We start from the raw sequence: 18,456 nt of genomic DNA on the forward strand, positions 1-18,456 counted from the left end.
AGCCAGTTCTACGAGCGCACGGCGCTGTCGAAAAACAAGGCGGCGATGCTGGCCAAGGGCGCGGTGGCCAAGCCCGAGGATTCCGTCGCGCCCGGCGATGCCATCAAAGACCCGTATGTGCTGGAGTTCCTCGACCTCAAGGACGAGTATTCGGAATCCGATCTGGAAGACGCCTTGATCCGGCGGCTGGAAGACTTCCTGCTGGAGCTGGGAGAGGGATTCACCTTCATCGGGCGGCAGCGCCGGTTGCGTATCGACCAGACCTGGTATCGGGTGGACTTGCTGCTGTTCCATCGCCGGCTGCGCTGCCTGGTCATCGTCGACCTGAAGCTGGGCAGCCTGAGCCATGCGGACGTGGGCCAGATGCACATGTACTGCAACTACGCCAAGGAGCACTGGGCCTACCCCGAGGAGAACCCGCCCGTGGGCCTGATCCTGTGCGCCGACAAAGGCCATGCGCTGGCAAGGTACGCGCTGGAGGGCTTGCCCACCAAGGTGATGGCGGCGAACTACCGCATGGTGCTACCGGATGCCGAGCTGCTGCAGCAAAAGCTGGAGAGCACGCGGCTTTTGCTCGAATCTCGCGCGGCACTTTCCCACAAAGAACGCAAGCCATAGCTGAGCGTCCTCGCGTTCCTCCGTCGGGCTTCGCTGGTTGCGTCCGAGCCTCGTGCCGAGTCACGGCCATTCGCCTTGATTCCTGACGCCTCCGGCCCTTGCCGAACCGCATGCGTTGCCCCAAGTAAGCAAAAGTAATGTACGATTGACGTACATCGTCAATTCTCTCGCGCCAACGCTGATGAATCACGGGAAGCGAGGGGGCGATAGCCTGTTCATTTTGAGGTCAATATGACTGCGGCAGTCCATCAACCGGGTGAAGTTCTCGCACAAAGGCTGGAAGCCATTGGCGTGTCACCGACTGAGTTGGCGCGCCAGCTTAGCGTCCCCGCCAATAGGATTACTCAGATCATCAATGGCAAGCGAGGGATTACTGGCGATTCAGCGTTGCGGCTTGCCCACTGGTTCGGGGACACCCCGCAATTCTGGATGAGCCTGCAAGTGCAATCCGACCTTGAACTGGCGGAAGCTGAGTCGGGGCTAGCCATCAGAGCGCTCCCTACTGGTCCGGTCGTTCGCGGCCATAAGGCCCACAAGCAGGTGAAGACTGCATAGGAAAGGACTTATGACGGGGGAGAACAAAACCTTATCTCACGGTGGTGGGTGTGTTTGTAAGGAGAGCATCGCGTGACCGATGCCGCTACAGACATCACGTTCCACTATCCGCCGGAGCTGTTCAATCTCCTGGTGGATGTTGTCCCATTGCTCAACCGATCCAAACAAGATGTGCTTGTCTTCTTTCGTGGCGCAGGTGTGTCTGACACCACGACTGCGGACATAGCCGCTCATTTGAGAAGCGCGCCAAAGGACGTCAACAAGTACCAAATGGTGCGCACCGTGCTGGAGCGCCTCAACGCGAAGGGGGAAGCCGCTCTTCGCGAGCGACGTGAGGTGCTGCGGCGTGTCGTGGACTTTGCAAACTTCGATTCGTGCTGGCCCGACGATCAGCTCAAGGCCAAGGGCCTTGTCGCCAGCATCCGTGAAGTCGTCAATCAGAAGGATGCCTTCACACGAATGAACAACGCTCGTGAAGAAGAACGGCGAGCGCGCCTCGCTGAGACGCAGCGAATCGCTGCGGAGAAGCGCGAGCGCACTTCCAGGATCGAGAATGCCAAGCAGGGTTTGTATGCGCTGTTTGGTACTTCAGCGACGGCACAGGAACGCGGCAAGATGCTGGAGACCGCTCTCAACAATCTCTTCCAAGCCTATGGCGTTCTCATTCACAAAGCCTTCCATTTGGTCGGCAATGCTGGGGAGGGGATCGTTGAGCAGATCGACGGCGTGATTGAGCTTGGTAGCACCTTGTACTTCGTTGAAATGAAGTGGTATCGCAACCCGGTGGGAAAACCCGAGATATCAGAGCATCTTGTTCGTCTCATGTCGCGCGCAGAGGTTCGAGGCATTTTCATCTCTGCCAGTGACTACACCGATCCCGCGTTTCACACGGTACGTGAGTTCCTGCAACACAAGGTCTTGATTCTTTCGACTCTGCAAGAGCTGGTGCATCTACTCGAACAACAGGACGACCTCGCAGAGTTCTTCACGAAAAAAGTCCAGGCGGCGCAGATACACAAGAACCCGTACTTCCGTCCTCATGATGGCCAAGGAGAAGGTGCGTTATGACGGCGAGTTGGAAAAACATCAACAAGCCGTCGAGTCCCACGACCGCGGTCACCGCAGCGCAGGTGGCGAACGGTCCCGTCATTCCACCACAGCAAAGGCTGTTGACCTACTCGCCAGACGAGTGGGAAGGCTTCGTCGAAGAGTGGGCCTACTACTGTCTCCCGGCGAAGTACAAACATGTCCAACGCTTCTCGGGTGCTGGCGACATGGGAATTGACATTGCCGGATTCGCCGACGACAAGCGCCTCAAGGGTGTATGGGATAACTACCAGTGCAAGCACTATGACCACGCCCTTAGGCCCGGCGATGTCTGGGTTGAGTTCGGCAAGGTCATCTGGTACTCGTACAGCGGTGAGTACGCCGCACCCCGTCATTACTACTTTGTTGCCCCCCGAGGCGCGGGCACATCGCTCAGTCGCCTGTTGGCGAACGCTGCGAAGCTGCGCGAAGAGCTGATTGCCAACTGGGACAAGCACGTAAAGGACGAGATCACGGGCACACAAGCGGTGCCGCTCGATGCAACGCTCCGCGCCTATGTGGATGCCTTCGACTTCTCTATCTTCGACGCCAAGACAGCGCTCCAACTTGTTGACGATCACCGCGCCACGCCGGTTCATACAGCGCGCTTTGGCGGTGGGTTACCAGCGCGGCCTGCTTCCGAAAAGCCGCCCCAGGAAGTCGCCGCCACCGAGAGCCGTTATGTGACGCAATTGCTCGGCGCATATGGCGAGCACACGGGGTCGATCGTGACCCATCCCTCGGCCCTGTCCGTACCAAAGCTCAAGGATCATTTCCGTCGCCAGCGCGAAGCGTTCTATGAGGCGGAGTCGCTGCGCGTCTTTGCCCGCGATAGTGTGCCGCCTGGCACCTTTGAATCCTTGCTCGATGACATCCACGGCGGCGTCATCGACACGCACGACGCGAACCATGCTGATGGCTACGAAAAGGTCTGTGCCGTCACCAAGGCTGCTCGCGATATGCAAATCACGGCGAACGCCCTCATCACCTGTACGAACCACAAAGATAGAGATGGAATCTGCCATCAACTCGCGAATGAGGATCGCCTGCGGTGGACACGATCATGAGCCTGGAACGCAAGCCGATCACATTCAATGGGCCGCTTGAGGCCGGTATCCGCGCGGTGTCAATTCTGGCAGCCGCCTTTCCGCAGACCTACGACCTTCAGCGACTTGTCGCCCTTGACTACCTTCTTGTCCACACAGGCGATATCAACGGCCCGGACAATTTGCATCCACCGACGCCGATGCACTCGGCTGAATTGCTGGTGCGCCGCAAGCTGGTCGAGCAATCGCTACTTCTCATGATGACCCGAGATCTCGTAGAGCGCGAAGTCACACCCGATGGCATTAAATATGGTGCGGGCGAAAGCGCTGAAACGTTCCTTTCGTCAGTTTCGTCGAGCTATCTGTTGGCCCTGAAGGATCGAGCCACCTGGCTTGTCGAAACCCTCGGCGGCCTCACTGACGAACAATTCAAGGGTGTCATGCGCCGCTTCTTTGACAAGTGGGTCGAGGAATTCCAACAGGTCGAGCGGAGCTTGGGGGGCGAAAAAGCATGACGGCCGCTACTCCCGGCATCCGCTTGCGATTTCTCGGCTTTTTCGGCCCGCAGAAGCCGCCCGCAACCGTGACTTTCGGCCCCGGTCTGAATGTCATATATGGCGCATCGAACACTGGAAAATCTTTCATCGTCGAAGCCATCGACTTCATGCTCGGCGGCAAGCCGCCCTTGCGCGACATTCCTGAGCGTGTCGGTTACGACCTCATTCTTCTGGGTCTTGAGACGCTGGACGGGAAGGCCTTCACGCTCTGGCGCAGCATGGACGGTGGTGGATTTCGACTCTACGAAGACTTACATCAGACGCCACCTGCGGCCGATGTTCGGTACAAGCAGCTTGATGAACAGCACAGCGACAAGAATGACGAAAACCTGTCTTCGTTCTTGTTGGGCTTGTGCGGCCTTGGTGGCAAGCGTGTCCGCAGGAACTCCAAGAACGAAACCAACAGCCTGAGCTTTCGCAATATTGCGCGCCTGATGATCGTCAACGAGACGGAGATCACACAACAAAGCTCACCGCTCTTTGACGGCAATCCCATCGCCAACACGCCGAATCTCGCAACGTTCAAGTTGCTTTTGACTGGCACGGATGACTCTGCGCTGGTCGCCAGCAATAAGCGTGAGCCAGAGGAACTGTCGCGTGAGGCGCAACTGAAACTTCTTGACCAACTGCTCGACGATTACCGTGAGCGGCTCAAGGAATTGACCAAGAGTCCGAAGGAGTTGGAGGAGCAGCTAGAGAAGATTGATGCCTCGCTCCGTCAGCAGGCAGTCCAGGTAAATACCACTGAAGCCGAATTTCAGGAGGCCGCTGGGAAGCGGCGCGAACTGCGCAAGAAGCTGGAAGAAAGCCGTGAGCGACGTGCAGAGGTCGGGGCGATGCTTGAGCGGTTCAGCCTTCTCGATAAGCACTACGCATCCGATATCGAACGGCTGCGCGCTATCGAGGAAGGCGGAACCTTATTCAACGTACTGGGCTCCGGGTACTGCCCCCTCTGCGGTGCGGAGCCCACACATCACCGCACCGACGCTGAATGCAATGGAGACATTGACGCCGTTGTTCAGGCAGCACGACAGGAGATTTACAAAATCGAGGTCTTGCGCGCTGAGCTTGCAGCGACTGTGCATAGCCTTGAACGCGAGAGCGGCAACTTTGACCGCAAGATGCCCAACGTAGTCCAAGAACTGGCATCAATCTCTTCGGCGGTTGAAGAGCTGATCGCACCAAAGCTTTCAACCCTTCGAAAATCCTATTCCGATTTTGCCGACAAGCGCGCCGAGGTGCGCGAGGCGCTGGGACTCTATGCCACGGTGCAAGATATGGAACGACGCCGCGCCGATCTTGAGAAGGGCGCCGACGATGAGAAGGCCGGAACTCTCACCAACGCTGACATCCCCACTACCGTAGCTCATGGCTTTGCCAAGACTGTCGAGAGCATCCTGACGGGCTGGCATTTCCCCGAGGCCGGAGATGTGTACTTCGACTCCAAAACGCGCGATCTTGTCATTGCGGGGAAGTCTCGCAGCGCGTTCGGCAAGGGCCTTCGTGCCATTACACATGCGGCATTCACTCTCGGGTTGTTCGCCTTCTGCCGCGCGCGTCAGACGCCGCACACAGGATTTGTCGTTCTCGACTCTCCCTTGCTTGCGTATCGAGAACCCGATGGAACAGAAGATGATTTGACCGGCACGGACCTTCAGGAGAAGTTCTACGCCTACCTTGAAGCATTGCCCAACGACACACAGGTCATCGTGGTCGAGAACACCGACCCGCCTGATTCGATCATGAAACGCGAGCAATCACTGATGTTCGGTAAGAACCCTCATCATGGTCGGTACGGTTTGTTCCCGCATGCAACGAGCCCTGCACCGTAAGTAATTCGGGGCGCCATGTTTCTGTGCGTCCCCGCGTCGCGGGCCGGGCTTCTCCAGGTTCGCTTTCCGCTCATCCCTAAAGGGACTGGCTTCGCCAGCCTACCGCATCCCTGACGCCTCCGGCCCTTGGGGCCTGCGCGCTGCGCTTGCCTGTCCGTGCCTTCGATGGAGGTCGGTAGGCGGCCTTGCTGTCTCCTTCACCGTATCACGGCGTTCTCGCCGTCAAGGGCGGCGCGCGCCTTGCGCGCTTGCGTCCTGGCGGCCGTCTGCGACCCCTGACTGCTTGCACTGCGCCGTGCTGACGACGGTTCCGGGCAATTCCGCCCGAGCAACCGGAGATCGTCATGAACGACAAATCACACGTTTCGATGGAACAACACGTCTGCCTGGTCTGCGGCGTGGCCTTCGACACCGGCGCCATCCTGCTCGACAAGCGCCTGCGCGCGAGCATGGAGCGCCACACGACGACAGGCTGGGGTCTGTGCGCCGAACACCAGAAGCTGGCCGACGATGATTTCGTCGCGCTGGTCGAATGCGACCCGCAGCGCAGCGGCTCGCCGAATGGCAGCGTGAAGCCCGAGCAGGCTTATCGAACGGGCCGGCTGGCGCACCTGAAGCGTCACGTGTTCTCCAAGATGTTCAACGTCCCGATCGAGGCTAACCAGCCTTGCGTCTTCGTCGAGCCGGGCGTCATCGAGCAGCTTGAAGCGATGGTGTCGCCGGCGGCGAACTGATCGCGCGTTGGCAACCTGGCGCGTCGCCCGAGAGGACGACGCGCCTTTTTCTTTTGCTGCGTCCGATGCCGATGCCTTCGCGCCTGCGGCGCTACGCGCTTCGCTTGCCTCCAGGGGAAAGCCCTGCGGGCTATCCCCGCCGCGCGATGCTTGGCGCCCCTCGAAGACCGCCGAACCGGCTGCGCCGGATCGGCCAGAAACCAACCGCAGTTTCAACAGCAGAGCCAACTCCCTCTATGCCTTGTGCATAAAGTTCGTCCTGGGCGTGGTTTTCATCGAGCATTGAAGTCAGGGCGTCCCCGGCCAACTGGGAGATGGCCGGTCGCGCTGTCGTGCTGCGCATCGAGCCGCCTTCGGCGTCTCGCCCCTATCGGGCTTCCATCGTTCCCTCGCGCTGCTCGACTGACGCCTCCGGCCCGGCTTCCAGATCCGGGCCTGCGCGCTTCGCTTGCCGTGCGGTCGGCACACAAGGATGGCCGTTGCCTTGTTCAGCCGTCTTTCCTGACTCCATCACCTTGCTCGCGACTGTAGCCCGCGGCCATGTGCCGTCAAGGCGCGCAGGGCCGTGTCCTCGGCTGCGCCTGCGGGCCGCACCAACCCTGCGCTTGTCTCCTTGACGGCCCCCGTCCGCGCGCTCCTGACCGTCGCGGGCGATGAACTCAGGAAAGACGGTGGCAACAGGGCCAACCGGGTTCCTCGTGCCGACCGCACCGAACAGCCGAAAGGCTGGGCTCCGAATCTAGGAATCCGGTGTGCGGTTTTCTTCAACAGCCTTTTTGTTCAGGAGAACGACATGCTTGCAACCCGTTTTGCTTCCCACTCCCCCGCGCAGCGCAGCGAAACCCCTCTGTCCGATGACCAGATTCGCAAGGTGGCCCCGTCCATCTTCGCGGATGCCCCGCATGAGAGCCGTTCCGAGCGATACGCCTACATCCCCACGGCTGCCGTGTTGACCGAGCTTCGAAAGGAAGGGTTTCAACCCTTCATGGTGTGCCAGACCCGCGTGCGCAACGAGGGCCGGCGCGAGCACACGAAACACATGCTGCGCCTGCGCCATGCCAACCAGATCAACGCTCGCGAAGCCAACGAAATCATCCTGCTGAACTCGCACGACGGCACGAGCAGCTATCAATTGCTGGGCGGCATGTTCCGCTTCGTGTGCAGCAATGGCCTTGTATGCGGCGACACCGTGGGCGATGTGCGCGTGCCCCACAAAGGCGACGTAGCCGGGCATGTCATCGAGGGAGCCTATCAGGTGCTGGGTGGCTTCGAGCATGCGCAGGAATCGCGCGAATCCATGCAGGCCATCACGCTGGACGCCGGTGAATCGGAAGTGTTCGCCCGCGCCGCGCTGGCCCTCAAGTACGACGACCCGACCAAGCCCGCACCGATCTCGGAATCACAAATCCTGATGCCGCGCCGCTTCGACGACCGCCGCCCCGACCTGTGGAGCGTGTTCAACCGCACGCAGGAGAACTTGACCAAGGGCGGCCTGTCCGGGCGCAGCACCAACGGACGCCGCCAGCAGACCCGCCCCGTGCAGGGCATTGATTCGGACATTCGCCTGAACCGCGCCCTGTGGCTGCTGGCCGATGGCATGCGTGCTCTCAAAGCCTGACCCCCTCTGGCGCTTTTCCCGCCGGAGGGGCGGTTTCCCCTCCATTCCCTTGTTTCACTTGTTTGGAGATTCACCATGAACGCCGTTACCACCACCACCGAAGCCCGCGCCGTCCAGACCGCAGCCAACAGCGCCGCGAACGTGCTGCAAGCCGCCGACCCGAGCAAGCACATGATCCTGGTGCCGCTGTCGCGTCTGGTGCTGCGCCCCACGGGCCGCAACGTGCGCAAGACCCCGCGCATGTCCATCCCTGAACTGGCCGCATCCATCCAGCGCGTGGGCCTGCTGCAAAACCTGATCGTGATTCCCGCCGCCGATGGCCTGCAATACGAGGTGGTGGCCGGTGGCCGTCGCCTCGCAGCTTTGAAGCTGCTGGCGAAGAAACACCGCATCGCCAAGGATTGGCAGGTGCCTTGCCTGCAAGTGGCCGATGGCACGGCCCGCACTGCCAGTCTCACCGAGAACGTGCAGCGTGAAGCCATGCACCCGGCTGACCAGTTCGAGGCGTTCGCCGCGCTGGTGGCCGAAGGCCGTCCCATCGAGGACATTGCAGCGGATTTCTCCGTCACGCCGCTGGTGGTGCAGCGCCGCTTGAAGCTGGCGAATGTCTCGCCGCGCCTGATGGAGGACTATCGCGCCGATGCCGTGAGCCTTGACCAACTGATGGCCCTGGCCGGGACGGATGACCACGCGGCACAGGAAGCCGCCTACTACGACGCCCCACAGTGGCAGCGTCACCCCTCGCACTTGCGCGAGCGTCTGACCGAGCGCGAGATTGACGCCTACCGGCATCCGCTGGTGCGCTTCGTTGGGTTGGACGCCTACGAGCAGGCGGGCGGTGGTATCCGGCGTGACCTGTTCGCGGAAGGAGATGCGGGCGTGTATCTGACCGACGCCGCACTGCTGGAACGGCTGGCGCAAGACAAGCTGACCGGCATCGCCGCCGAGGTGAAGGCCGAGGGCTGGGCTTGGGCCGATGCCACGCCGGGCATGACCCATGCCGACCTGCACGCCTTCCAGCGCGCCCCGAGGGAGCGGCGCGAACCCAACAAGCGCGAAGCGCAGCGCATCGAGAAGCTGCAAGCCAAGATGCAGGAGGTGGCCGAAGCGGTGGATGCCGCGATGGACGCCGACGACGAGGACAAGGCCGATGCCTTGCAGGAGGAAGGCGAAGCCCTGAGCGAGCAGTTGCAGGCACTGGAAGAAGGCTTGCAGGGATACGGCGCGAATGTGAAGGCCGCAGCCGGTGCCATCGTCACCATCGACCGCAACGGCGAGGCCGTGATTCATCGAGGGCTGCTGCGCGAGGCCGAGGCGAAAGCCCTTCGCACGCTGGAGAAGTTGCGCCAAGGCTTTAGCGACCCGGACGCCGCGAACGATGACGAAGGCGAGGAAGACGTGCAGCCCAAGGCCGCAGCGATTTCCGACCGGCTGGCCCAACGCCTGAGCGCGCACCGCACGGCGGCGCTGCAAATCGAGGTAGCCCAGCATCCACAGGTGGCGCTGGCCGTGCTGGTGCATGGCATGGTGCAGACCGTCTTTCAGGGCCGCTACTACGGCCACGATATGCCGCTGGGCGTGAGCCTGAAAATTCAAGACCGGCTGGAAGGCATGGCACCGGACTGGCCCGAGTCTCCCGCCGCCGTAGCGCTCCGCGAATCGCAGCAGACGTGGGGCGGCAAGTTGCCCGAGGACAGCGCCGCACTGTTCGCCGCGCTGCTGGCGATGGGGCAAGGCGAGTTGGTCAAGCTACTGGCCGTGTGCGTGGCATCCACGGTGGATGTGGTGACGCTGCGCGCCACGGCGCAGCAGCCGGGCGAAGAACTGGCGCAGGCCGTGGGCCTCGACATGGCCGCGTGGTGGCAACCGACTGCGGAAGGCTATTTCAAGCATGTCCCGAAGGCGGCCGTTCTGCAAGCCGTGGGCGAATTCGCGCCCGAGAGCGTCAACCGGCTGGCGAAGCTCAAGAAGGCCGACATTGCCCGCGAGGCCGAGCGGCTGGTGAACGGCAAGGGTTGGATGCCCGTCATTTTCAAGATGGATGGCGTGCCCGAGCAAGGCTCGCAGGACGGTGCGGAGGCAGTCACCACCGTGGCGGGTGAACCCGCCGAAGCGTTGGCCGCTTGACCCGTGCCGAAGGCAAGCGCCCCGGCCTAAACCGGGGCGCTTCGCTGCAAGGAGAAATTCCCATGACCCGCACCACCACCAGCCACCCGCGCATGGCGGCGATCTACGCTCCCGGCACGGTGCGCGCCCGCCGCTGGCACGGCGATGGCGACGTGCGCGGCTACCGCCCGCCCTCGGGTTGGACGGCCCATGCCGACCTCACCGACATTCACCCCATCACGGGCCGCGCCTTGCAGCGCGCCGTGTGGTGGATCATCGAAACCAAGGAATGACGCCAGCACCGGCCCCAGCGTTTCGCGCTGGGGCCGGTGGATTCAAAAATCCGGGCACGGCAGTGGCCGCGCCCGGTGTTGAATCCGAACAGCCCATCAAGAACACCACGCCGCCGCCTTCGTTGGCACTCAGGCGGCGGCGTTGAAGGCATCGCTGTACTGCGCGATGCCTTCGGGCATTGGCCCGTGGAAGGCCAGTGCCATGAAATAACCGGGCGGCACGCCCGGCAGTTGCAGGCCCGCATGGGCCTGAAAGCCAAAGCGCGCGTAGTACGTGGGTTCTCCCAAGAGCACGCAGCCTGCGGCCTGCATGTCCCGCAGTTCGGCCAGCGCCTGTTCCATCAGGCCCGCGCCGATGCCTTGTCCTTGCTTTTGCGGTAGCACGGAGATCGGCCCCAGGCCGTACCAGCCTTTGGCCTTGTGGCGGTGGCCGTCGGTGATGGCCACGGGCGACAGTGCGACGTGGCCGATGACCTGGCCATGTTCTTCGGCCACGATGGAAAGCGCCAATTCGTTAGCGTCGCGCAATGCACGCACGATGAATTGCTCCGTGTGGCTGGTGTGTGGTGCATTGGCGAAGGCGGCAATGGTCACGGCCTCGATGGCCGCGATGTCGTCCGGGGTTTCGTGTCGGAGCTGGATGGTCATGGTGTTCTGCGTTCCCTTCTCAGAATATAGAACGGCCTGGGCGTGTCGGCGCATAGCGCCGCCGGGCTCTCGGGCTGCGCCCCGTGCCGACTTCGCTGTCACGGCCATTCGGCTTTGATCCCTCACGCCTTCGCGCCTGCGGCGCTGCGCGCTGTGCTTGCCTCCAGGGGAAAGCCCTACGGGCTATCCCCGCCGCGCGGGCTTGGCGCCCCTCGATACCGTCGAACCGGCTGCGCCGGATCGGCCCGGCCAGCGTCCCGCCGCATGTGCAGTGCTCGGTGGGTGCGCCGTGGCTTGCTGCGGCAAGTTGTGCGAATACGTGCCGTCCTCAACGCTGGCGGTTCTCGCCCATCACGTCACGAAGGACGGTTCACGGACATCCCGCCCGGCATCGCTATGGAGCTTCTGCGCCACGCCCGAAGACCGGCGCCGCAAGGTGCGGCAGGGGCGTTCTCGCTTGTCGTCGGGTGGTTGACCTGGCCTACGTCAGTGGGCGAGCCGGTGCAGCCTTCGTTCGGGGATGCCGAGCCGGCCTGTCTCCTTTCGATGCGGTTCGGCCCAAGGCGTCCTTGTGTTGTTGTGAATCCTGGCGGTGGCGCGGCTGCGCCTCGGGCTTCATGGCTGCAACCGTCCGGCGAAAACAATTTCCCCTCTGCTGCGCAGATTCCTCGCGGGCCAAATTCTTTTCGCCTCCCGGCTCTCCACTGCGTTGCGACCGCAAGCGGTGCAGCCCGCCCGTCCCCCGCCGGCCGGATCACAACAAGGACGCGATGGGCGCGAACCTTGTTCCACCAAAAGGAGATCCATCATGGCCAACATCGGCAGCTTCACCGCAGACAAAGACGGCTACACCGGCACGCTTCGCACCCTGACGCTCAACGTCAAGGTCAAGCTGGTGCCCAACGACAAGGGCGACAACGAGAAGGCCCCGGACTTTCGCCTGCAGGCCGCCAGCCACGACATCGGCGCGGCATGGAAGAAGACCAGCGAGGCCGGGCGGGAATACATCTCCGTGACCCTCGACGATCCTTCATTCCCGGCCACGGTCTATGCCCGCCTGATCGAAGGCGAAGGCGAGGACGGGACACACGACCTGATCTGGTCGCGCAGCAAGCCCCAAGCGGCGTGACGGCTGCCAGCGCCCCGCCCATTGCGGCGGGGCGCTGTGCTGCTTTCGCGGCACTTCAAGGAGGCGACACCACCGCCTGGGCTGCGCCGTGTCGAGTTGCTTCCTGAACGTTGCAGCCTTCGGTTTGCAAGAACGGCCGGGCGTGTCGGTGCCGTGCACCGCCGGGCTTTACGGGCTGCGCCCCGTGCCGACTTCGCCGTCACGGCCATCCGGCTCCAATCCCTCACGCCTTCGCGCCTGCGGCGCTGCGCGCTGCGCTTGCCTCCGGGGGAAAGCCCTGCGGCCTATCCCCGCCGCGCGATGCTTGGCGCCCCTGCAATCCCCCGAACCGGCAGCGCCGGATCGGCCACGCCAGCGACGTCGCACGCTATGGCGTGTCACTCTTCTTCGCCACAGTCTCCAACTCCTGGCGCACCTGCACCAGAAGCTGATCGACCTGCTGCAGATCGTCGCCGGCATAGGCCAGCGTCAGCAGCGTGAGCGGGTGCACCTCCATGACCTCGCACAGCTCGGCCAGCTTGTTCAAGGTGGGGCTTTTGAGGTCGCGCTCCAGCGTGCTCATGTAGGTGCGGCTGGACACGTCGGAGAACGCCTCCTGGCTCAATCCACGCGCTTTCCTGATGGTCTTTAGTGCCTCCGACAATGTATGTTTCGCTGCCAACCCTGGATCTCCCCAAAATCCAAGATGACAGCCGATTGCGCCCTATAGGACTACAATCTATAGTGTTCAACCATGCCCGCCTGCCGCTTTCGTGCTTTTACGGAAATCCGTATCTGCGGCTTCTCACAGAAGCGCAAAGCCGCGTCCGTGCCTTTCCACAAACCCGCCAATGCGGTTTTGCGCTTTCACGCTTCGGCGGTTTTGTGCGAATGAGGGGACGCTCATGAACCAGCTCATCACCGAGGACGAGCGCAGGCTGTTGCTGGAACACGGCCAGGCCCGCGCCGCTGGCCGGGTCATCGACCCGCTGCCCGTGGTGCGGCTGTTCACGCCGGATGCACACGCCACCTGGCTGCTGGTGTCGCTCGACCCCGCCGACGGCGATACGGCCCATGGCCTGATCGACTTGGGGATCGGCATGCCCGAGCTGGGCAAAATCAAGCTGTCCGATCTCGCATCCATCGTCGGGCCGAGCAAACAGCCCGTGATGCGGGACCGGTATTTCCGGGCGGTGCGCCCGTTGTCGGAGTACCTACGGCTGGCCCAGGAGAACGGCTCCATCCTCGATTGAGCCGTTCGCGCCCAGGCCAAGCCGGGCGCATTGAGACTCTTTCGGTCTTGCCCCGGACCCGTCCGGCCTTAGTCCGCACTATTGCAACAAATCGGTGCCATCGTGACGCAAACGGTCATGATGCCGGCCGTGGCATCGGGCACGGTGGATATCGCAGGAGGCGCGTATGTCCTCGCGTGCCACCGTCGCATTCAGACGATCCATGCAACCCATCCGATGCATTTCGTCTTGACACGCAAGTTACTAATCTACCAGCTTATTCACGATTGGATGCTGGTTCGACGCGGTGAAGTTTGCATGTGAAATCTGTGACGGCAGTCCTGCGGTTATATGGGAGCTTGCGTCATGGCCGAGCTGCGCCACTTCGCGCCCTGGTATCCGACTGCCGCCTACCTCTACGTCCTGTGCCTGGACACGCTCGCACTGGCCTGGGAGTACCTGCGCCGCCATCCCGACTACCGGATCGACTGGCTGCGCCGTGCGCGCCGCCCCGACGCTGCGCATCATTGGGGCTTGCGTTTGTTGGAAGACCCGACCCTGGATGCGCGTGACGCGCATCCTGCCTGGCTCCCCGGCCATGAGGCCGTGGTGCAGCTTCACCCGGATGCCGACCCGCCTCCGGAGGCCACCGCCTTCGCGTTCTGGCGCATCCCCGGCCACAAGCAGCTGCTGCACGACGGCAAGGGTCTGGCGCTGATCGCGCGCAGCCCCGGCCTTTGCCAGCGCTATGCGCTGGCGCCTGGCCTCGAGGACGGCATGGCGGTGGCTTACGCCCACCGCGATCGCAGCACCACGCACGCACCCGACACACCTACGCCCATGGCGCGGCCCCGGCCACCGCCTGCGGCGCTGCTGGAGCTGCACACCCTGCAGGCGCTCGACGCCACCCTGGCGGGCGCGTCCTTGCGCGACGTGGCCGAGGGCTTGTTCGGTGCGGACGCCGCGGCCGGCTGGTACAGCGACGGCGGCCTGCGCTCCAAGGTGCGCCGCCTGGTGCGGCGCGGCGATGCGCTGATGCGCGGCGGCTATCGCCGCCTAGCACAGCTCCCGCCGCTTGAGAAGGGTCGTTTTGAAGAGGACGCAAAACGACCCTGAGCAGGATCGCTTCGTTTTCTGAGACTGCCTCCATCCGGTTGCGCTGTGTGGCCGGAGCCCTGCAACCGATGGAGGTTCTCACCATGCGTCCTGCTCCCTTGCGGCCTACCGCCGCACCCGCAGCTACCCCGGCCACTGCTGCACAGCCGCAACGTTATCTCACCAACGACGAGGCTGCCGAGTACCTGCGGCTGTCGCCGCGCACGCTGGAAAAGCAGCGCGTGCTGGGTGGCGGCCCCAAGTTCCGCAAGTTCGGCCGCCGCGTCATGTACGCAGTGGCCGACCTCGATGCCTGGGCCGCCGAGCGCAGCTTCGAGAGCACGTCCGATCCCGAATACGCCGAGCAGCACTCGGCGGACAGCCGTGCGCGCTGATCACTGGCGCGCGGGTGGCCTTCGCCATGTCCAGCCCTGCGCTGCCCATGCGGCAGCGACCGATGCAGGAGCGCGAACAGCTCGACCTGTTCCGCGCCTTGCCGGGCGACATGGCGCCGCGCGACAGCCAGGACTTGATGGCCTTTCCGTTCTTCTCGCTGACGAAGTCGCGGCGCGTCGCGCCGATCGACTTTCGCGCCAGCGGCATCACGATCCGCGTAGAGGGCACGCAGGAGCACGGCATCGCCACGATCTGGGATGCCGACGTGCTGATCTGGGCGGCCAGCCAGATCGTGGAAGCGCGCGACGCGGGCTTGCGCCCGTCGCGGCTAATGCAGGCCACGCCCTACGAGATCCTGCGCTTCATCGGGCGCGGCACGTCGCTGCGCGACTACCAGCGCCTCAAGGCAGCCCTAGATCGCTTGCAATCCACCACGGTGGCCACGTCGATCCGCGAGACGACTGGGCGGCGCCTGCACCGCTTCTCGTGGATCAACGAGTGGAAGGAGCTGGCCGATGCCAAAGGCACGCCCTTGGGGCTGGAGCTGATCCTGCCGGACTGGTTCTATGCGGGCGTGCTCGATGCCGCTCTGGTGCTGACCATCGACCCGGCGTACTTCCGCCTCACGGGCGGGATCGAGCGCTGGCTGTACCGCCTGGTGCGCAAGCACGGCGGCCACCAGCCTGGCGGCTGGCAGTTCGACTTCCGGCACCTGCACCGCAAGTCGGGCAGCACGGCCAAGCCCTACGACTTTGCCTGCGACCTGCGCGCGCTGGTAGCGCGGCAGTCGCTGCCGGGCTACGTCTTGGGGATCGAGCGGCTGGATGGCGCCGAGCTGCTGACCTTCCGTCCCATGCGTCCCGTGCCGCCCACGGCACGGGGATAAACGGTGCGCGTCCTGTGGACGGGCTCGTGCTATCAGGCGTGCCCGGTATCGTGCTATCAGGCGTGGGACTATCGTGCTATCAGGCGTGTCCATCGGCCGCAAAGCCAATGCTGGCGCGGGTTTCGGCTTCCCTTAACTTCCCTAACTTAAATTCTCTAACTGGTAGTAGCAGCGCCGCGTTTCGGTGGACAACCACCCAACCGGCGAACGAGAGCCACGAAAACCAGCAGCGACAGCCAGGTTCTCCAGCAGGGAGGTCCAGGCCATGATCGTCGCGCTGCTCAACCAAAAAGGCGGTGTGGGCAAGACCACGCTCGCCACCCACATCGCCGGCGAGCTGGCGATGCGCGGGCAGTCGGTAATCCTGCTGGATGCCGATCCGCAGGGCTCCGCGCTGGACTGGACACAGCGCCGCAGCCAGCAAGGCTTGCCAAGGCTGTTCAGCGCTGTGGGCCTTGCACGCGAAACCCTGCACCAGGAAGCGCCAGAACTCGCCAGGCGGGCCGATCACGTCGTCATCGACGGGCCACCACGCATCGCGGCGCTGGCGCGCTCCGCGCTGCTGGCGGCCGAGCGCGTGCTGATTCCCGTGCAGCCCAGTCCCTACGACCTGTGGGCCAGTGCCGAGATGGTGGCGCTGATCCGCGAGGCGCAGGTGTTCCGGCCGCTGCTCGGCGCGGCCTTTGTCATCAACCGGCGCGTCAGCACCACCGTGATCGGACGGGAGGCACGCGGCGCGCTGGCCGAGCAGCCGCTTCCTGCGCTGCGCGCGGAAGTGCATCAGCGCATCGTGTTCGCCGACAGCGTGGCCGCTGGCCGGCTCGCACGCGAAACGGCGCCTGGCAGCGTCGCCGCCCGCGAAATCACCGCGTTGGTCGATGAACTGCTGCGGTGGCCGTCATGAGCAGTACCGCCAGCAAACGCTCGGGCAAGCGCATCGGCATCGGTGCGCGTCCGCCCGCGAATCCGCACGCCGAGGCGTGGATTCGCCAGGGCAGCGCCGATGACCTCCAGAAAGGCGACCTCTACACGGCCCGCCTGACCCTCGACATTGCGCCCGCCATGCGGGCGCGCATCAAGGTATCGGCCTTCACGCAAGGCGTGACGGTGGCCGATCTGTTGCGCGCGCTGCTGGAGCGGGAATTTCCGGAGAAGTCTCCATGACCACACCAGTTTCGACAGCATTGCCGCCTTCATCTGCCCCGCCGATCGGCCAAGCCGACGGCGTGCCGCTGACGCGCGTTGCACTCGCCTACATCGACCAACGCTTCGACCTCTATCTGCGCTTCGGCGATCCTGCGCGCATCATCCGGTTCGACCGCTGGCGTCGCTGCGCGGTGTTCACGCCGAACGCGGTTCTCTGCCGCATTCGCTGGCAGGCCAATGACTACGGCACGATCCGCTGGCAGCTCATGGTGATGCAAGCGTGCATGCCGATGGATGGCGCGCAGCGCATCCCCGGTGTGCAGCCGGGCGCGCGCTTGTTGCTGCACATCGAAGGTGAACAGTCGGTGCGCGCCGTGCTGGAGCGCATCGACGGCATCGAGACGCTGGGCATCGCGCCTGCAGGCGCCTCGCCCGCGTACTGGCGCACGCTGGGCAACCGGCTCGCGGCGCGCTTGCCGCTGCCCGAGTACACCGCCGAGCGGCACGCCGCCTGGCTGGCCGGGAGGGCGCTGTCATGACGGTCACAACAGCATCCCTTTCTCGCTCGCCAGCGCACTCACGTTTGCGCGCTCGCCTCGTGCTGGCGGGCCTGTCCGCCTTCGGCCTCGCTGCGCTCGCCTGGGCGTCCTTCAAGCACCCGCTGCCGCGCCTGACTTACAACCCGTCGGACAGCGTAGCGGTCGGCTGGTATCGCGTCGATCCACTCGACCGTCGCACCAGCTCGCCGCTACGTCCGCTGCAACCTCCATTGCACGTGGGCAGCATCGTGCTGGTGCCGCTGCCCGCCGAAGCTGCCGCGCTCGCTGCGCAGCGCGGCTACCTGCCGACGCGCATCCCGCTGCTCAAGCGTGTGGGCGCGATGGCGCCACAAGAGGTGTGCATCACTAGGGGCTTTGTCCGCATCGACGGCGTGCCTTCGGCCGCCGTGCTGCCAGCTGATCGCTGGGGCCGGCCGCTGCTATCCTGGCCGCAGTGCCGCCGCCTTGAGTCCGGCGAGCTGTTCCTGCTCAGCGTCACCAATCCGGCGTCGTTCGACAGCCGGTATTTCGGGCCGGTCAGCGCATCCGCCGTGATCGGCGTTGCGCGCCCGGTCTGGCTGGAGTCGCGCCCATGATGGCCGCCGATTCGCTGCACGTCGCCGTGCATCTCATCGTGCCATCGGGCGTGTCGTTCTGCTGTTTGTCGCCGTGTCGTCGCGCGTGCAGTGCAGTGCAGGTGCCGATTTTGCGTATCCGGCACCGCACTTCGCGCTGCTTCCGGCGCAGCCGTCCCACGTGCAGGCGTCTTGCCTCAAACACGGCTGGCCTGCGGCCACCGCCGTGTTCGCCGGGGCGCTGGCTGCGGGTGCAGCAGCGCCGCCGGGCCGCACGTGCCGGAAGCGAGAGCCTGGGGTGCAAGGGGCGGCAAATGCGGAAGGCAAGACAAAAGGACGCGGCACCGGGCCGCGTCGAAAGCCTGTCTGCACGTGGGGGCGGCGCG

The 18,456-nt window shown here is 64.0% G+C and carries 21 protein-coding genes; 19 read left to right on the top strand and 2 right to left on the bottom strand.

The features are described from left to right. The 10 genes from FZ983_RS33375 to FZ983_RS33420 all read left to right on the top strand — a co-directional run. A partial coding sequence (locus FZ983_RS33375) for a PDDEXK nuclease domain-containing protein (RefSeq protein ID WP_149229044.1) occupies positions 1-618 on the top strand: 618 nt, incomplete at its 5' end. Between the two features lie 231 nt (positions 619-849). Next, complete coding sequence (locus FZ983_RS33380) at positions 850-1,173, top strand: HigA family addiction module antitoxin (RefSeq protein WP_043855156.1); 324 nt, start codon at positions 850-852, stop codon at positions 1,171-1,173. Between the two features lie 72 nt (positions 1,174-1,245). Beyond that, positions 1,246-2,241, top strand: a complete 996-nt coding sequence (locus FZ983_RS33385; protein ID WP_017407438.1) for a restriction endonuclease — start codon at positions 1,246-1,248, stop codon at positions 2,239-2,241. Further along, positions 2,238-3,326 carry an ABC-three component system protein gene (locus FZ983_RS33390; RefSeq protein ID WP_149229045.1) on the top strand — a complete coding sequence of 363 codons (1,089 nt, stop codon included), beginning with the start codon at positions 2,238-2,240 and terminating at the stop codon, positions 3,324-3,326. Before FZ983_RS33385 ends, FZ983_RS33390 begins: the two co-directional genes overlap by 4 nt. Then, positions 3,311-3,820: an ABC-three component system middle component 2 gene (locus FZ983_RS33395; RefSeq protein ID WP_017407440.1), complete on the top strand. Its 510-nt coding sequence runs from the start codon at positions 3,311-3,313 to the stop codon at positions 3,818-3,820. The genes FZ983_RS33390 and FZ983_RS33395 overlap by 16 nt, the downstream gene beginning before the upstream one ends. Beyond that, entirely contained in the window at positions 3,817-5,694 is a 1,878-nt protein-coding gene (locus tag FZ983_RS33400) for an ATP-binding protein (RefSeq protein WP_017407441.1), read from the top strand. Before FZ983_RS33395 ends, FZ983_RS33400 begins: the two co-directional genes overlap by 4 nt. A gap of 344 nt (positions 5,695-6,038) precedes the next feature. Next, the gene (locus FZ983_RS33405; RefSeq protein ID WP_017407442.1) at positions 6,039-6,428 is read left to right on the top strand and encodes a hypothetical protein; all 390 of its coding nucleotides are present in this window, start codon (positions 6,039-6,041) and stop codon (positions 6,426-6,428) included. A 793-nt stretch (positions 6,429-7,221) separates the two neighbouring features. After that, positions 7,222-8,046 (top strand): DUF932 domain-containing protein, encoded by an 825-nt coding sequence (locus FZ983_RS33410; protein WP_035884634.1) that lies wholly within the window; start codon positions 7,222-7,224, stop codon positions 8,044-8,046. Between the two features lie 75 nt (positions 8,047-8,121). Further along, positions 8,122-10,173 (top strand): ParB/RepB/Spo0J family partition protein, encoded by a 2,052-nt coding sequence (locus FZ983_RS33415; protein WP_035884633.1) that lies wholly within the window; start codon positions 8,122-8,124, stop codon positions 10,171-10,173. A gap of 62 nt (positions 10,174-10,235) precedes the next feature. Beyond that, positions 10,236-10,445, top strand: a complete 210-nt coding sequence (locus FZ983_RS33420) for a hypothetical protein (protein ID WP_017407760.1) — start codon at positions 10,236-10,238, stop codon at positions 10,443-10,445. 129 nt (positions 10,446-10,574) lie between these two features. On the opposite strand, the gene FZ983_RS33425 is transcribed toward FZ983_RS33420, so the two are convergent. After that, entirely contained in the window at positions 10,575-11,093 is a 519-nt protein-coding gene (locus FZ983_RS33425) for an N-acetyltransferase (protein WP_017407759.1), read from the bottom strand. An 808-nt stretch (positions 11,094-11,901) separates the two neighbouring features. Here FZ983_RS33425 and FZ983_RS33440 point away from each other — a divergent pair. After that, entirely contained in the window at positions 11,902-12,222 is a 321-nt protein-coding gene (locus tag FZ983_RS33440) for a DUF736 domain-containing protein (protein ID WP_017407758.1), read from the top strand. Between the two features lie 367 nt (positions 12,223-12,589). Here FZ983_RS33440 and FZ983_RS33445 read toward each other — a convergent pair whose 3' ends face one another. Beyond that, positions 12,590-12,883 carry a helix-turn-helix transcriptional regulator gene (locus FZ983_RS33445; protein ID WP_016452551.1) on the bottom strand — a complete coding sequence of 98 codons (294 nt, stop codon included), beginning with the start codon at positions 12,881-12,883 and terminating at the stop codon, positions 12,590-12,592. A 223-nt stretch (positions 12,884-13,106) separates the two neighbouring features. Between FZ983_RS33445 and FZ983_RS33450 the strand changes: the two genes are divergently transcribed. From FZ983_RS33450 to FZ983_RS33490, 8 genes are all read left to right on the top strand, one after another. Then, positions 13,107-13,454, top strand: coding sequence for a DUF2958 domain-containing protein (locus FZ983_RS33450; protein ID WP_017407756.1), 348 nt, complete (start codon positions 13,107-13,109; stop codon positions 13,452-13,454). 345 nt (positions 13,455-13,799) lie between these two features. Continuing rightward, a complete protein-coding gene (locus tag FZ983_RS33455) occupies positions 13,800-14,549 on the top strand; it encodes a DUF2285 domain-containing protein (RefSeq protein ID WP_035884631.1) in 750 nt (249 codons plus the stop codon). A gap of 83 nt (positions 14,550-14,632) precedes the next feature. Next, a complete protein-coding gene (locus FZ983_RS33460; RefSeq protein WP_026063033.1) occupies positions 14,633-14,923 on the top strand; it encodes a helix-turn-helix domain-containing protein in 291 nt (96 codons plus the stop codon). A 26-nt stretch (positions 14,924-14,949) separates the two neighbouring features. Next, the gene (locus FZ983_RS33465) at positions 14,950-15,810 is read left to right on the top strand and encodes a replication initiator protein A (RefSeq protein ID WP_017407915.1); all 861 of its coding nucleotides are present in this window, start codon (positions 14,950-14,952) and stop codon (positions 15,808-15,810) included. 265 nt (positions 15,811-16,075) lie between these two features. Then, positions 16,076-16,714: a ParA family partition ATPase gene (gene parA, locus FZ983_RS33475; RefSeq protein ID WP_035884630.1), complete on the top strand. Its 639-nt coding sequence runs from the start codon at positions 16,076-16,078 to the stop codon at positions 16,712-16,714. After that, positions 16,711-16,974 (top strand): hypothetical protein, encoded by a 264-nt coding sequence (locus tag FZ983_RS33480; protein WP_035884638.1) that lies wholly within the window; start codon positions 16,711-16,713, stop codon positions 16,972-16,974. The genes parA and FZ983_RS33480 overlap by 4 nt, the downstream gene beginning before the upstream one ends. Next, a complete protein-coding gene (locus tag FZ983_RS33485; protein WP_026063021.1) occupies positions 16,971-17,495 on the top strand; it encodes a DUF2840 domain-containing protein in 525 nt (174 codons plus the stop codon). Before FZ983_RS33480 ends, FZ983_RS33485 begins: the two co-directional genes overlap by 4 nt. Then, positions 17,492-18,091 carry a S26 family signal peptidase gene (locus tag FZ983_RS33490; protein ID WP_035884629.1) on the top strand — a complete coding sequence of 200 codons (600 nt, stop codon included), beginning with the start codon at positions 17,492-17,494 and terminating at the stop codon, positions 18,089-18,091. The genes FZ983_RS33485 and FZ983_RS33490 overlap by 4 nt, the downstream gene beginning before the upstream one ends. Positions 18,092-18,456: the final 365 nt, after the last annotated feature.

Origin of the sequence: Azospirillum sp. B21 (genome assembly GCF_008364825.1) — a bacterium.
In the GTDB taxonomy this organism is placed as follows: Bacteria; Pseudomonadota; Alphaproteobacteria; order Azospirillales; family Azospirillaceae; genus Azospirillum.

What these genes read in the sequence shown, in the direction of transcription:
- FZ983_RS33450 (WP_017407756.1), top strand. Translation starts at nt 13,107, where the DNA reads ATGAACCAGCTCATCACCGAGGACGAGCGCAGGCTGTTGCTGGAACAC.
- FZ983_RS33490 (WP_035884629.1), top strand. Translation starts at nt 17,492, where the DNA reads ATGACGGTCACAACAGCATCCCTTTCTCGCTCGCCAGCGCACTCACGT.
- FZ983_RS33410 (WP_035884634.1), top strand. Translation starts at nt 7,222, where the DNA reads ATGCTTGCAACCCGTTTTGCTTCCCACTCCCCCGCGCAGCGCAGCGAA.
- FZ983_RS33480 (WP_035884638.1), top strand. Translation starts at nt 16,711, where the DNA reads ATGAGCAGTACCGCCAGCAAACGCTCGGGCAAGCGCATCGGCATCGGT.
- FZ983_RS33460 (WP_026063033.1), top strand. Translation starts at nt 14,633, where the DNA reads ATGCGTCCTGCTCCCTTGCGGCCTACCGCCGCACCCGCAGCTACCCCG.
- FZ983_RS33485 (WP_026063021.1), top strand. Translation starts at nt 16,971, where the DNA reads ATGACCACACCAGTTTCGACAGCATTGCCGCCTTCATCTGCCCCGCCG.
- FZ983_RS33380 (WP_043855156.1), top strand. Translation starts at nt 850, where the DNA reads ATGACTGCGGCAGTCCATCAACCGGGTGAAGTTCTCGCACAAAGGCTG.
- FZ983_RS33465 (WP_017407915.1), top strand. Translation starts at nt 14,950, where the DNA reads ATGTCCAGCCCTGCGCTGCCCATGCGGCAGCGACCGATGCAGGAGCGC.
- FZ983_RS33390 (WP_149229045.1), top strand. Translation starts at nt 2,238, where the DNA reads ATGACGGCGAGTTGGAAAAACATCAACAAGCCGTCGAGTCCCACGACC.
- FZ983_RS33405 (WP_017407442.1), top strand. Translation starts at nt 6,039, where the DNA reads ATGAACGACAAATCACACGTTTCGATGGAACAACACGTCTGCCTGGTC.
- FZ983_RS33425 (WP_017407759.1), bottom strand. Translation starts at nt 11,093, where the DNA reads ATGACCATCCAGCTCCGACACGAAACCCCGGACGACATCGCGGCCATC.
- FZ983_RS33400 (WP_017407441.1), top strand. Translation starts at nt 3,817, where the DNA reads ATGACGGCCGCTACTCCCGGCATCCGCTTGCGATTTCTCGGCTTTTTC.
- FZ983_RS33420 (WP_017407760.1), top strand. Translation starts at nt 10,236, where the DNA reads ATGACCCGCACCACCACCAGCCACCCGCGCATGGCGGCGATCTACGCT.
- FZ983_RS33415 (WP_035884633.1), top strand. Translation starts at nt 8,122, where the DNA reads ATGAACGCCGTTACCACCACCACCGAAGCCCGCGCCGTCCAGACCGCA.
- FZ983_RS33455 (WP_035884631.1), top strand. Translation starts at nt 13,800, where the DNA reads ATGGCCGAGCTGCGCCACTTCGCGCCCTGGTATCCGACTGCCGCCTAC.
- FZ983_RS33440 (WP_017407758.1), top strand. Translation starts at nt 11,902, where the DNA reads ATGGCCAACATCGGCAGCTTCACCGCAGACAAAGACGGCTACACCGGC.
- parA (WP_035884630.1), top strand. Translation starts at nt 16,076, where the DNA reads ATGATCGTCGCGCTGCTCAACCAAAAAGGCGGTGTGGGCAAGACCACG.